Below are 15442 nucleotides of genomic sequence, written 5' to 3' on the forward strand. Positions count from 1 at the left end.
TTAGTTTAGCGTATTTAACTTATTGGTGACTAATTCAAATAATTAAATAATAGTGGATTGTCCTAAATGTATGTTGGTAAAGTTTAGATTAGTTTCTTCTGGGTTGTTTATAAAATCTTCGATAAAATCGCCTACTTTACTTGTGGTAATATTATCGTATTTTGTGTTTAAATCAGGTGTAGTAATGTGCAGTTTTAACGATTTATCTACTGCTTCACGCACCAAGGCTGCTTCGTCTGCCAAATCGAAATGATCTAACAACATAGCAGCGGATAAAATAGATGCAATTGGGTTTGCGGTTCCTTTGTTTTTTGCTTTGGATAATGCACCGTGAATAGGCTCGAACATAGCGTGTTTATCGCCACGAGAGGCAGATGCCAATAAACCTATAGAACCAACGATAACGCTAGCTTCTTCGGATAGGATATCTCCAAACATGTTTTCGGTTAAAATCACATCAAACTGTCTGGGATTCATAATTAATTCTACTGCGGCGTTATCAATAAACATATAGTCTAACGTCACATTAGGATAGTGTGTTGCTACCTCTTGCACAACACGACGCCAAAGTCTAGAGGTTTCTAAAACGTTGGCTTTATCCACTAACATTAATTTGCGTTTTCTGGATTGAGCTGCTTTAAACGCGGCATGTGCAATACGCTCTATTTCAAAACGGTGGTACTCACAAACATCTGATGCAGTATTACCATCTTTACTTAATTTTCGATCGCCAAAATAAATACCTCCTGTTAATTCGCGGTAAATTAAAATATTGGTGTCTTTAATCTGTTTTACTTTAAGCGAGGATTTGTTTAATAAATCTTCATAAGCTATTACAGGACGAATATTGGTGTGTAAGCCTAATGCTTTGCGGATACCTAAAAGTCCTTGTTCTGGGCGAATTTTGGCATTGGGATCAACGTTATAGGATTGATCTCCAATGGCGCCAAACAAAACCGCATCTGCTTTTTTGCAAAGGTCTATAGTTTCCTCTGGTAGCGCGTTTTTTGTTGCATCAATTGCAGCAGCACCAACTAAACCGTATTGGAAATTAAATGTATGTTCGAAAGCCAAAGCTATAGCCTTAAGTACCTTTACCGCCTCGGCGGTTACTTCTGGTCCAATACCATCTCCTGGTAAAACAGCTATACTTAATTTCATTTAAATTACTTTATTAAAAATGGTGCTGTAAAGTTAAATGTTAGAACTTAAAATTAAAATTTTTTCGATTAAGAGGATACAATTTCTTTGTATACCTTACTGCTCTCGATTATTTTATGAATGTCGTTATCGTCAACTTCTTTTTTCTTATCGGCGAAATCTAAGAAGTTGGTATAGATTTCATCTAATTGTAGTTTTGTTAATTCGTAACCAATAATTTTAGCTCTGTATGCTAATGCTGCTCTACCGCTTCTTGCAGTTAAAACAATTGCAGATTCGTTAACGCCCACATCTTTTGGATCTATTATTTCGTAAGTTTCACGGTTTTTTATTACGCCGTCTTGATGAATTCCAGAACTGTGAGCAAAAGCATTTGCACCAACAATAGCCTTGTTCGGTTGAGTATAAATCCCCATGCTATCTGATACCAATTGACTAATACCATATAACATTTCTGTTTGAATTTTTGTATCTAAATTTAAGTAAGGATGTTGTTTGAGTACCATTACAACTTCTTCTAAAGCGGTGTTTCCTGCGCGCTCACCAATACCGTTAATAGTACATTCTATTTGACGTGCACCGTTTATAACACCTTCAATAGAGTTTGCAGTAGCCAAACCTAAATCGTTATGGCAATGGCACGATAAAATTGCTTTGTCGATTCCTTTTACATTCTCTTTTAGGTACTTAATTTTTGCACCGTATTCGCTTGGTAAGCAATATCCAGTTGTATCTGGAATATTTAAAACTGTTGCGCCTGCTTTAATAACAGCTTCACAAACTCTTGCTAAATATTCATTATCGGTTCTACCAGCATCTTCAGCATAAAACTCAACATCTTCCACAAAAGATTTGGCATAACTTACAGCTTTAACTGCACGTTCGATAATATCTTCTTGGGTAGATTTAAATTTAAATTTTATGTGAGATTCTGAAGTACCAATTCCTGTGTGGATTCTTGGTTTCTTAGCATATTTTAATGCAGCTCCAGCTACTTTTATATCGTTTTCAACAGATCGTGTTAAACCACAAACCGTTGCGTTTTTTACTATTTTTGATATTTCTTCAACCGATTTAAAATCACCAGGACTTGAAACAGGAAATCCTGCTTCTATGATATCAACTCCCAATTTATCAAGTTGTTCTGCAATTACTAGTTTTTGATCTGTATTTAGCTTACAGCCAGGAACTTGCTCGCCATCTCTAAGCGTGGTATCGAAAATTTGAACGTGATTATCAGACATTTATTAGAATATATTTTCTTATTGTTCTACGAATGTATATTTTGGTTTCGTAAAAAGTACTACTCCAATACTCTTTTTTACGATGTTTAACCATTGTATATTGAATTTAAACAACTGAAAATCAAGTTTTTAAAACTGATTTTATGACTATGACAAAAGCGCAAAAAGATAATTTATTTGTTTTGGTGAAATCGCTTTCAAAATCTGAAAAGCGACAGTTCAAACTATACGTTGGTCGACTGGGTGTAAACGAAGACTCTAAGTTTTTGATGCTCTTCAATATAATGGATAAGTTGAAGCGCTATGATGAGGCTGCAATTTTGAAAAAGGGTATTGTTAAAAAACAACAATTATCAAATCTAAAGGCACATTTGTATAAGCAGATTTTGATCAGTTTGCGTTTAAATCCGTCACATCAAGATATCCGAATTCAAATTCGAGAACAGCTTGATTTTGCGACTATTTTATATCATAAGGGTTTGTACAAACAGAGTTTGAAAATTCTTGATAAAGCCAAAAATTTAGCCATTGCTAACGAGGAAAAAAATGCCGCATACGAAATTGTAGAGTTAGAAAAAGTTATTGAATCGCAATACATTACAAGAAGTATCAGCAATAGGGCAGATGAGTTGACAATTCAGGCCAAAGAGCTAAGCTTACAGAATGTTTTGGCAAGTAAATTGTCCAACTTATCGCTACAATTATATGGTTTATTTTTAAAAAGAGGCTATGTAAAGAATGATGAAGAACATCAAATTATTACCAAATATTATCAAGATAGATTGCCAAAATATGATATAAATACTTTAGGTTTTCGAGAAAAATTATGGTTGTATAAAGCAAAGTTATGGTATAGTTTTTTAACAGTAGATTTTTTATCATGCTATAAGTACGCCTCTAAATGGGTTAATTTGTTTTATGATAACAAGGATATGATCGTGTTGAATCCTGTGTTTTTTTACGAGGAAACCATTATTTATTAGAAGCTTTATTTTATCTGCGTCAGCACGAAAAATTCAAAGAAACATTATCTAATTTTGAAATAATTACCCAAGAAAAATGGTTTCCTTTAGATGATAATAATGAGGCATTAGCATTTCTGTTTATCTATAACAATAAATTCAATCTTCATTTTATTGAAGGTAGTTTTCAGGAAGGTTTACCGTTAATTGATGAAGTTTTAGAACAATTAAAAAACTACCAAAACCGCATAGACGAGCACCACATTATGGTGTTTTATTATAAAATGGCTAGTATGTATTTTGGAGCTGGCGAGAACAAAAAATGTATTTATTTCCTAGAAAAAATAATTAGTAATAAGTCGTTACAAATGCGAGAAGATTTACTGTGTTTCTCTAGAATTTTAAACCTTGTAGCGCATTACGAAGCAGGTTTAGACTATAATTTGGATGTTCTAATTAGGAGCACATACAAGTTCCTGATTAAAATGGAAGATTTGTATGAAGTTCAAAAAGAATTTATCAAATTTTTACGCGGTTTGGGAGATATTTATCCGCACGAAGTAAAAGGGGAATTCATTAAGTTGCATAAAAAACTCAAGGAGTTTGAAGACGACCCTTATCAAAGTCGTGCGTTCCTATATTTAGATATTATTTCTTGGTTAGAGTCCAAAATAGAAAGTCGACCTATTGGTACTATTATTCGCGATAAGTTTGGAACTTCCTTAGCGTAGCGTTTTACTCAATTACAGCATTTTAAAATTAATAGTCGTCTGAAAAAAATATTTTTTTCAGACGACTATTAATTTTAGTTGTATTAGGTTAAATATTACTTTATAATGAGTTTTTGAGTACTCGTATTTCCTGTTGAAGATTCACCAGACAATAAATATAAGCCAGGTGTTAAGTACGAAACATTAATAGTTTCAATTTTATTTTTTATTATTGAGCTATTAATAACATTTCCTTGTAGGCCTATTATTTTTATTGTGTTTCCTTGCAAGCCTTTTACATAAATAACGTTAGAGGCAGGGTTTGGGTAAATGCTAGTGGATTCTTCGTTGTTAACTTGTAGAGATAATGTTGAACAATCTGGAGCAACTGAACCATAACCAATTGGGTTTAACTCAAAACTGCCTGATATATTTGCAGGCGACGGATATGTAATATTAACATTATAGCAGCCTTCACTAGCACCACCTGTACAATCTATCATGGCAGTAATTCTTCCAGCGGCAATAGAATTTCCTCTAACACTCGCTTCAGTAGCTTTTACTTGTGGGGTAAAAGCATCTTTTAAACGTTGCCATTCTGTTGGATTACATTTTTTAAAGTATTTAAAATCTTTACTTTTTATTTGAGCATTAAAACCACCCTGAATTTCTTCAATGATTATATTAACGCTTTCATAAGTTCCCTTATTATTTGCAAATGGTGGGTCAGAACCTTCTGTACCAATAAAACCAGCAGCAGTTTGGACTGCCCAGGTAGAATTGTAAGCTTTTATACCGATGGCATCTACACTACCTTGATTAGACCTGTGAGGAGATAAATTTAAAGCTGCATCTCCATCAGTAACAGATATGTTTTCTGCATATACTTCATCTACAGATCTATTTGTATCTTGAATGTGTTGGTTATTTCCAGACTCTAAGCGTAGTGTTATGCCTCCTGTTCCATGTAAATTTTTAAAATAGACATGTTTGGCAGATTGGGCTTGTATTAAACCGTAGCCAACATGCATGTCATCTCCCCAAAGATTTTTTACAACGCCGTCTGTTGGTACGTTAGTTTTGTCAATTGTAGGTCCGCCAATAGACATAGTTATACAAGATATTTTTGTTTTTTTATCTTGAATATCCATTCCAGATATTTTAAAGTTTTTTACATCTCCAAGCCTTAAAACAGATTCATTTTCATTTATAGCTTCTCTTAAAATGACTTTAAAAGCATCGTTTTTATCAGCTGAATCTTCGTTGGTACTGGTAAGAGCAACGTTTTCAACAAAATTATCTATACCAGATATAAATATTCTACCTCCAATTGTTTGAGGTATTAAGGTTATACTCGAATGTATTTTTAGATGTATATTGCTCTTAATATCAATATCTTCTAAATAAAATGTTGTGATGCCGCCATTAGGCATAACTGTTATTGTGCCACCAAATTTCCCAGCATTCTGTGTATTAGAAAGTGCTGTAATCGCTGCATTAAGTGTATTACTGTCAGCTGCAGATTCTACACCAGTTAAATTACTAATCGTTTGTGTAGCTGTTGCGTTAAGGTCTGGGTTATAATAATCACTTTCATTTTGTTGAGCATAACCAAATACGCAAATAAGTGAAATTAAGTAGAGTAATTTTATTTTCATAATTGTTACTATTTGGGGTTGATAACCGCAAAAGTATGCTAAATTATTAGAATATTTGTCAATTTTTTTTTGAATTGTAAGTTATTACTATGTTTTTCAACGGTTAAATACGTATTTTGAGGAGGTAAGAACTAATCATTTTTATGTTAATATTAAAATTTCTTCTAAAAAATTTGCAGATTAACTTTTCTGAACGATATTTGCAGTCACAAAGTTCAAAAAACATATTGAAATGTTATCAAGAAAGGTGGAGGGATTAGACCCTGTGAAACCTTAGCAACCCTTTAAACTTATTAAAGAAGGTGCTAAATTCTACTTGAATTACCAATTCATCTATTGGTGTTTAGATAGATAACCCCAAACAAATTACTGACTGTAATTTAAACTCTTTATAACATTTTTCTATTAAGTAAGCTGCATAAGTAGCATATTTTGGCTTTTGGTTTAATTTATTAATTCAAAAAAACTAGAAAAATGAGCGATCAAAAATTAGCAACAAACGCATTACACGCAGGTCATGATGTAGCAGCAAACGGAGGCGCAAGAGCGGTACCAATTTACCAAACTACATCTTATGTGTTTAATAATTCAGACCACGCGGCAAACCTATTTTCTTTACAAGAATTAGGATTTATTTACACACGTTTAAACAACCCAACAAACCAAATTTTACAAGAGCGTTTAGCAGCTGTAGAAGGTGGTATTGGTGCCGTAGTTTTTGCTTCAGGAACAGCAGCTATTGCAACAGGTTTATTAACGCTATTAAAAGCAGGCGACCATGTTGTGGCGTCAAGTAGCCTATATGGTGGTACTTATAACTTATTAAGCGTTACGCTTCCAAGATTAGGTATTACAACAACATTCGTAGATGCTTCAAATCCTGATAATTTTGCGGATGCTGTTCAAGATAATACGAGAGCCTTTTTTGTGGAGTCTTTAGGAAATCCAAAACTTGATGTTTTAGATTTGGAAGCTATTGCAGCACATTCAAAAGCAGCAGGAGTACCTTTTATTGTAGATAATACTGTAGCTACACCAGCTTTATTAAACCCAATTAAGCATGGAGCAAATATTGTAATCCATTCATTGACCAAATATATTGGCGGACAAGGAACATCTCTAGGAGGTGCAATAATTGACGCTGGAACATTCAATTGGGCAAACGGTAAATTCCCTGAATTTACAGAACCATCAGCGGGTTACCACGGATTAAAATACCATGAAGTTTTAGGTGCAGCCTCTTACACATTCAAATTAATTTTAGAAGGTTTAAGAGATTTTGGTGGCGCTATGAGTCCAACAAATGCATTCAACATTATTCAAGGTTTAGAAACATTACCAGTTAGAATAAAGCAACATAGTGAAAACGCTTTAGAATTAGCAAAATGGTTAGAGGCGCAAGATGAAGTAGCTTGGGTAAACTATCCAGGATTAGAGAGCAGTAAATACAATGCTTTGGCTAAAAAGTATTTACCAAAAGGACAAAGTGGTATTGTAACCTTTGGTCATAAAGGCGGATTTGATGCTGCAAAAACGATTGCAGATGAAACTCAGATATTTTCTTTATTAGCGAATATTGGAGATACTAAATCATTAATTATTCATCCTTCAAGTACAACACATCAACAATTGGATGAAGCAGAACAAGCTTCGGCAGGTGTGTCAACAGATTTAATTAGACTATCTGTAGGTATTGAGGATATAGAAGATTTAAAAGCCGATTTAAAGCAGGCATTTGCTAAAATCTAAAAAGTAATTAAAAGTTGAAGCATCCATTGCAACATATCATCATTAATAATTACACCACAGAAAGTGGCGTACTGAATCCTGAAATAAAGTTAAGCTACCAAGTTTTTGGTAAGGCTTTGGGAAGTGCGCCAATTGTGTTGGTTAATCATGCACTTACGGGAAATAGTGAAGTTGCAGGCGATGATGGTTGGTGGAAAGATTTGGTGGGCGATGACAAAGTTATTGATACCAAACTTTACACGGTTTTAGCCTTTAATATTCCCGGGAACGGTTTTGATGGTTTTGTGATTGATAATTACAAAGATTTTGTGGCTCGTGATGTTGCGAAACTCTTTTTAGAAGGCTTAAAAGAACTCAATACAGGAAAATTATTTGCAACTATTGGCGGCTCTTTAGGTGGTGGCATTGCATGGGAAATGGCAGTTTTAGCCCCTGATTTCACAGAGCATTTAATAGTGGTAGCTACTGATTGGAAATCTACAGATTGGTTGATTGCCAATTGCCAAATTCAAGAGCAGTTTTTATTAAACTCTAAGCATCCTGTACACGATGCGCGTATGCATGCCATGTTGTGTTACCGCACGCCAGAGTCTTTTAAAGAACGTTTTCAGCGTTCTAAAAATGATGACTTAGAGATTTTTAATGTCGAGAGTTGGTTGTTACATCATGGTAAAAAGTTACAGGAGCGTTTTCAGTTATCAGCTTACAAATTGATGAATCAGTTGTTAAAGTCTATTGATGTAACAAAGGGTAGAGCGAGTAACTTTAACGTGCTTGAAAATATTGAAGCCAAAATTCATATTGTAGGTGTAGATTCTGATTTGTTTTTTACCGCAGAAGAAAACCGAGAAACCCATAAGCAGTTGGCATTAACGCATCCTAATGTGACTTATAACGAAATTCATTCGGTGCACGGGCATGATGCATTTTTAATGGAGTACGACCAATTAGAAAAAATTGTAGAAGGCATTTTTGTGCCACATTCTAAAAGAAAACCAATGAAGGTATTAAAATTTGGAGGGAAATCTTTAGCCAACGGAAAAGGCTTAGACACGGTACTTTCGATTATAAAAAATAAAGTTGCTGCAGGTGATAGAATTTCTGTTGTAGTATCCGCAAGAGGTTCAGCAACAGATGATTTAGAAGCTATTTTGAACAAAGCGCTAAAAGGGGAGCCCTATCAAGAGGATTTAGAAGCCTTTAAAGCATATCAAACTGAGCCGTTGAAAACTATCGATTTTTCTGAAGAATTTTCGGTTTTAGATAAGTTGTTTGAAGGGGTGAGTTTGTTGCGTGATTACAGCAAAAAGACGAAAGATAATATTTTGGCTCAAGGCGAATTATTATCTGTAAAACTGATTGCAAATCTCTTAAATGAACATGGCATTAGTGCTAAAGCAACCGATGCGCGTGAACTCATAAAAACCGATGAATCTTTTGGTAATGCACAACCAATATCAAAATTATCCAAAGAAAACACTCAGGTTTATTTTAGTAAAAATAAGGATGTTGTTAATGTAGTTACAGGTTTTATTGCTTCAAATTTAAAGAATGAGACCACTACTTTAGGACGCAACGGGAGTAATTATACCGCTGCTTTAATCGCTAATTTTTTAGATGCAGAAGAACTACAGAATTATACGCATGTTAGTGGTATTTATACCGCAGATCCTGGGTTGGTTCCAGATGCAAAACAAATACGAGAATTATCGTTTAGTGAAGCGAATGAGTTAGCAAATTTCGGGACTTCGGTGTTACATGCTAAAACCATTATTCCTTTAGTTGAAAAAAATATCAACCTTCGTATTTTAAATACCTTTAATGCAGATGATGAAGGGACGCTAATTACTGCAAGACCAAGTACTAAAGAAGTGACGTCGTTATCCATTTTAGATAATGTAGCGTTGCTGAATTTAGAAGGCCGTGGTTTACTCGGAAAAATAGGTGTAGATGCACGTATTTTTGGCGCATTGAGTAAATACGGAATTAGTGTAAGCATCGTGTCTCAAGGGTCTTCGGAAAGAGGTATTGGACTTATTATCGATGCAGACCAAGCCACTCAGGCGGTTATTGCTTTAGAGCGTGAGTTTGAAAGTGATTTCTATTCGCAAGATGTAAATAAAATTGATGTTATTGATGATGTTGCGGTTATTTCGATTATTGGAATTGAGTTGAGTTCGTTCCATAAACCATTTAATGCCTTAATTAAAAACCAGATTACACCGTTATTGTTTAATAATACGGTTACTGGAAAGAATGTGAGTTTGGTGGTTAAAAAATCACAACTGCACAAAGCGGTAAATGTGATTCATGGTGAAGTTTTTGGAATTTCGAAAAAGATAAACATTGCTATTTTTGGTCATGGTGGTGTTGGTGGTGCATTAATAAATCAGATTTTAAAATCGAAAGATGATATTGAAAAACGCAAAGGCATTAATTTGAATGTGTTTGCGATTGCGAATTCTAGAAAGCTTATTTTAGATAAAAATGGTGTGAAAACGAATTGGCAGGATGCGATTAAGCATAGTGCGTATGAAAGTTCTATAGACGATATCATCACTTATGCTAAAAACCACCATTTAGAAAATTTAATTGCGGTGGATAATACGGCGAGTTCTGAGTTTTATCAGAATTATGTTTCGTTGATTGAAGCAGGTTTCGATTTAGTGTCGTCAAATAAAGTTGCCAATACGGTATCTCATGATTTTTATAAAGAGTTACGAGTTCAACTTGAAAATAACAACAAACAATATTTATACGAAACCACGGTTGGTGCAGGATTGCCTTTAATTGACACCATTAAGTTATTGCACGAATCTGGTGAAAATATTACGCGAATTAGAGGTGTGTTTTCGGGAACGTTGAGTTATTTGTTCAATAATTTTTCTGTGGAAGACAAGCCGTTTAGTGCTATTATTCAAGAAACGGTGGATAAAGGCTTTACAGAACCAGACCCTCGTGAGGATTTTTCAGGAAATGACGTGGCTAGGAAGCTATTAATTCTTGCAAGAGAGTTAGATTTGCAAAATGAGTTTGAAGATGTTGAAGTGTTGAATTTGATTCCTGAGGCTTACAGAGACATTTCGGTGGAGGAGTTTTTGAGTCAGTTAGCCGTTTTAGACGAGCAATATCAAAAGTTGAAAGACGAGCAGAAAGAAGGGCATGTATTGCGTTATGTTGGGGATTTATCGGGAGATTTATCACAAGATAAAGGGAATTTGGAAGTGAAATTAGTATCCATTCCAGAGGATAGCACTTTGGGACATGTAAAAGGAAGTGATGCTATTTTTGAGATTTTTACCGAAAGTTACGGTGAGCAACCGATTGTGATTCAAGGAGCAGGAGCTGGTGCGGAAGTTACGGCACGTGGTGTTTTTGGAGATATTTTGAGGTTGAGTAAGCATATTAATTAGTTAGTCAAAATCAATAAACTGATGAGTTTAAAAGAAAAATCTGAACAACTAAAAAATCTTGTATCAAGTTATGATGCTAAATGGTTTTTGGGTGATATGGCTTTTTTGATGCATAGCGGAAGAGAAAGAGCGTACGATGAACTTGGACAACTTTCTTCGCCAATGAGACAACTCTATTATTTGGCAGGTTTAAATATCTCAACAAATAGCGATAATGGAACTGACTATGTATACGATCCTGAAAAATGGAAAGAAATAGTCGCATTGTTAAATGAAATAGAAATTGAGTACCAAAAAGTTTTAATTGAATTTAGTAAAGATGATGACTTTGATGAGTGGAAAAAAGTTAGGGAAGTTGCCATCCCATCATTTCTTACATACTTCAACGTAGGACATCTAAATTTTGAAGAACAAATAATCAATTGGGTTGTCGATTTATTTACTCACTTTGATGAATATTTACTAGATGAACACGGACTCAATACAGCAGATTTTATTACATTTTATGACAATTTAGATAAACTTGTACAAACAAATTTTCAAGGTTATTCTACAAACAATGATTTATTAAGAGAAAATTGGGCTGAATACACGAGTATTGAATCTGGATATGACAAAAGTTTACCAGAATTCTTTCGAGATAGCATTCCGAAAGAATATGAAGTTAGGTCAAAGTTTATGATAGATAAAGGAATGAAAGACCGTTTCTATCCGAAAGAGTTAGTTTCTAATAACCTCACTTTAGATAAAGTTAATAAAATACTTCAATTTATTTCTGTTAAAAGAAACGCAAAGGATTTTACGTATTATACAGAAACAAACCCGGGGAATCCTCTTTATGATTATCCGATTTTTGACATTGAAAATGGAATGTATCAAATTTTTGATGTAAAACAAGCAATTCATTCAATTAACAATTTACTGGAGAAAGACGTAACAAAAGATAGTAATAGAAAAAATAAATACTTAAAGCTAAAAGGGGATTTATTGGAAAAAAATATAGTTGACCTTTTCCGTAAATTTTTTGGTGAAGATGCAAAAATATTTAAGAGTTATTATATTAATGGTTGCGAACAAGACATCTTAATTATTTGGAAAGAATATGCTTTTATTATTGAAGCAAAAGGATATAATCTCAGAGAACCATTTAGAAATCCCGAAAAGGCATTTCCTAGAATAAAAGATGATTTTAAGAATTGTATTGGATATGGCTATGAACAAACTTCACGGGTTGAAAGTATAATATTAGAGAAAAAGCCTCTTACAATTATGAATCACAAAAATGAAACTTTAGAAGTGATTGATACAAAAACTATCAAGGAATGCTTTTCTATTATAGTCAACATTAATTCTTTTGGTTTAGTTCAAAATGATTTATCATACCTTCTGGATTTAGGAGAAGATGATATTTTTCCTTGGGCAGTTAAATACGATGATTTAGAAATTTTTATTTTAACCCTTATAGCAAAAGGTAAAAAACCAAAATATTTTATTGATTTTTTAATTTTCAGAGAAGAATTACACGGTAAAATTACGTGTTCAGATGAATTAGAAATTTGTGGAGGATATTTATCTAAAAAGATTAATTCCAAGAAAATTGAGCAAATAGACATACTAAAAACTCAACCTGATTTTGGAGATATATTTGACGAACAGTATAGAAAAACAATGGGATTTAAAAACGAACGAAATTTATATGAAAAACAAAGTGGAAAATATATTTTCTGGTAATTTTTAGGTTTCTAAAAGGTAACGTCTTAATTATAAAACAGACCTACAAGGTTTTGGAAACCTCGCAGGTCTTAAAAAATGTAGAGTATGAGTTCCCCTCCTTGGAGGGGTTAGAGGCGGGTTAATAGAACTAAAGCTTACAAACAAGCAACAAGTTTCGATTAAAACCAAACCCCAGCAAACAAGTGCATTAGGGATTGCAGAGGAAAGCCCACAGCCCGATCCCGATAGTTATCGGGAGAGGTGCGAGGACTTGGAACGGAAAGCCCGACCCGATAGGGGAATGCCCAAATAAAAAATATTTAAAAGCATAAAAGTGAGTAAAAAACATTTTGAAACGGAAGCGATAAGAACACAATCTGAAACGACACAGTTTTCGGAACATTCGGTACCATTATACTTAACTTCGGGGTTTGTATTTGATGATGCGGAGGACATGCGCGCCTCGTTTGCAGAGGAAAAGCAACGCGATTTATACAGCCGATACAGCAACCCGAACGTTAACGAATTTGTAGATAAAGTGTGCGCGATGGAAGGCGCAGAGGCGGGTTTTGCGTTTGCGAGTGGAATGGCTGCGGTGTTTTCAACATTCGCAACATTGCTGGATGCGGGCGACCATGTGGTGTCTTGTAGTTCGGTGTTTGGTGCAACGCATGGGTTGTTTACTAAATACTTCCCGAAGTGGAATATTGAGTGTTCGTATTTTAATATTAACGACGTTGAAACGATAGAAAGTTTAATTAAACCGAATACGAAATTTATTTATGCGGAAACACCAACCAACCCTGGAGTTGACGTTTTAGATTTGGATTTTTTGAGTGCTATTTGTAAAAAGCATAATGTGTTGCTAGTTATTGATAATTGTTTTGCAACGCCATATATACAAAACCCGATAAAACATGGTGCGGATTTGGTGATTCATTCAGCTACAAAATTAATGGACGGACAGGGACGTGTGCTTGGTGGTGTTACCGTTGGGAAGGCAGACTTGATTCGTGAGATTTATTTGTTTTCTAGATTAACGGGACCTGCTATGAGTCCGTTTAATGCTTGGGTATTGTCAAAATCATTGGAAACTTTGGCGATTCGTGTTGAAAAGCATTGCGAAAATGCTTTAAAATTAGCTGAATATTTAGAGGCGCACCCTAAAGTGAAATGGGTGAAATATCCGTTTTTAAAGTCGCACCCAAAATATGACATTGCCAAAAAAACAGATGAAGCTTGGTGGGAATATTGTAGCTTTTGAAGTGGAAGGTGGTTTAGATGGTGGTAGAACGTTTTTGAATGCTATTAAAATGTGTTCGCTTTCGGCTAATTTAGGCGATACAAGAACCATTGTAACACATCCCGCAAGTACTACACATGCTAAAGTTGAGCCAGAAGTGAAAGCTGCTGCTGGTATTACGGATGGTATGGTGCGTTGTTCTTTAGGATTAGAACATATTGATGATATTATTGCGGATTTGGAGCAGGCTTTGGGTTAATTTTTATAGGTGTATAGCATGTTTTTCAACGTTTTACAAAGATTTTCTAAATTGGTTAACCAATTTAGAGGTTAAGTTACTATTTTTGTAAAAAACATGTTATGAAGCTAATAAAAATCATTTTTACAATTCTAATTTTTATATCAATAATTAGTTGTAGTTCAGAAGGTTCAAATGAAGAAGAGAAAGTTGTAGAATTGAGTTTGTCTTCAGTTTCTGAATTTTCAGCAAATCAAGAAACACAATCACTTAATGTAACAGCTAATTTATACTGGTATACTGAAAATAATAACGATTGGATTACCCTTACTCCCACAAACGGAACTAATAATGGAACTATAAATATTACTGTGTCTGCAAACCCAACGGAAGTTAAACGTACTGGAATAATTAGTGTCATAGGCGGAGATGTATCAAGAGATTTAACCATTTCTCAAGCTGGAAAAGAGCCAAATACAGGAGGATTAGATGCAAGTAAAGCACCTTCAGAAAATTTTGATTTATCTACTTGGAATTTAAGCATTCCAGAAGATAAAGGGAATGGTACAGCAACTACAATTACCGTTAGCCAGATTAATAATAATTATGAAAACAATAACTATTTTTATACTGGTGATGATGGCGGTATGGTTTTTAAATGTCCAGTAGAGGGCTTTAAAACTTCTGTTAATACAAGTTATGTAAGAGTAGAACTGCGTGAAATGTTAAGAGGCACTAATACAAGTATAAGTACGCAAGGTGTAAATAAGAACAACTGGGTTTTTGGTACTGCCCCAGAAGCTGATAAAAATGCAGCTGCGGGTTATGATGGAGAAATGACTGTTACACTTGCAGTCAATCACGTGACTACAACAGGTAGTAGTAGCCATATTGGACGTTTAGTTATTGGTCAAATTCATGCTAATAGTGATGAGCCCATTAGAATTTATTATAGAAAATTAAAGAATAATACCTTAGGTTCTATTTATTTTGCTCATGAGCCAACTGATGGGAATGGAGATGAACAATGGCACGAGATGATAGGTTCTAGAAGTAATAGTGCTTCTAACCCATCAGATGGAATAGCCCTAAATGAAAAATTCACATATACCATAAAAGTTGTTGGAGATTTGTTAACCGTTACAATTTCTAGAGAAGGAAAAAATGATGTTGTTAAAACTGTAAATATGGTAAATAGCGGCTTTAATGTTGGAGGTCAATATATGTATTTTAAAGCTGGTTTATATCATTTAAATAACTCTGGAGATGATAATGATTATGCTCAGGTTACTTTTTATGCTTTGGAAAAATCTCATACAACAGATTGATGTTGATTTAAAAATTTAAACTA

7 protein-coding genes, 2 pseudogenes and 1 riboswitch are annotated in these 15442 nt (G+C 34.2%); of the genes and pseudogenes, 6 read left to right on the plus strand and 3 right to left on the minus strand.

Going from position 1 to position 15442, the window contains the following annotated elements; translation table 11 throughout:
- Window positions 1–42: 42 nt before the first annotated feature.
- Window positions 43–1161 carry a 3-isopropylmalate dehydrogenase gene (gene leuB, locus AC0L5U_RS17115; protein ID WP_473417665.1) on the minus strand — a complete coding sequence of 373 codons (1119 nt, stop codon included), beginning with the start codon at window positions 1159–1161 and terminating at the stop codon, window positions 43–45.
- A 68-nt stretch (window positions 1162–1229) separates the two neighbouring features.
- Window positions 1230–2405: a 2-isopropylmalate synthase gene (locus AC0L5U_RS17120; protein WP_473417666.1), complete on the minus strand. Its 1176-nt coding sequence runs from the start codon at window positions 2403–2405 to the stop codon at window positions 1230–1232.
- A gap of 149 nt (window positions 2406–2554) precedes the next feature.
- Between AC0L5U_RS17120 and AC0L5U_RS17125 the strand changes: the two are divergent.
- Window positions 2555–4098, plus strand: a pseudogene (locus AC0L5U_RS17125) (hypothetical protein).
- Between the two features lie 95 nt (window positions 4099–4193).
- Here AC0L5U_RS17125 and AC0L5U_RS17130 read toward each other — a convergent pair.
- Complete coding sequence (locus AC0L5U_RS17130) at window positions 4194–5735, minus strand: T9SS type A sorting domain-containing protein (RefSeq protein WP_473417667.1); 1542 nt, start codon at window positions 5733–5735, stop codon at window positions 4194–4196.
- A 232-nt stretch (window positions 5736–5967) separates the two neighbouring features.
- Window positions 5968–6093: riboswitch (SAM riboswitch) on the plus strand.
- A gap of 116 nt (window positions 6094–6209) precedes the next feature.
- Here AC0L5U_RS17130 and AC0L5U_RS17135 point away from each other — a divergent pair.
- The 5 genes and pseudogenes from AC0L5U_RS17135 (at window position 6210) to AC0L5U_RS17155 (ending at window position 15419) form a co-directional block, all read left to right on the plus strand.
- On the plus strand, window positions 6210–7484 hold the full coding sequence (locus tag AC0L5U_RS17135; protein ID WP_473417668.1) for an O-acetylhomoserine aminocarboxypropyltransferase/cysteine synthase family protein: 1275 nt from the start codon (window positions 6210–6212) through the stop codon (window positions 7482–7484).
- A gap of 14 nt (window positions 7485–7498) precedes the next feature.
- Complete coding sequence (gene thrA, locus AC0L5U_RS17140) at window positions 7499–10897, plus strand: bifunctional aspartate kinase/homoserine dehydrogenase I (RefSeq protein WP_473417669.1); 3399 nt, start codon at window positions 7499–7501, stop codon at window positions 10895–10897.
- A gap of 21 nt (window positions 10898–10918) precedes the next feature.
- Window positions 10919–12628 (plus strand): hypothetical protein, encoded by a 1710-nt coding sequence (locus tag AC0L5U_RS17145; protein ID WP_473417670.1) that lies wholly within the window; start codon window positions 10919–10921, stop codon window positions 12626–12628.
- A 316-nt stretch (window positions 12629–12944) separates the two neighbouring features.
- Window positions 12945–14112 (plus strand): annotated as a pseudogene (locus tag AC0L5U_RS17150) (trans-sulfuration enzyme family protein).
- 101 nt (window positions 14113–14213) lie between these two features.
- A complete protein-coding gene (locus tag AC0L5U_RS17155; protein WP_473417671.1) occupies window positions 14214–15419 on the plus strand; it encodes a polysaccharide lyase family 7 protein in 1206 nt (401 codons plus the stop codon).
- The last annotated feature ends 23 nt before the right edge of the window (window positions 15420–15442 follow it).

The sequence above is a fragment of the Jejuia sp. G7-7 genome (genome assembly GCF_055808955.1).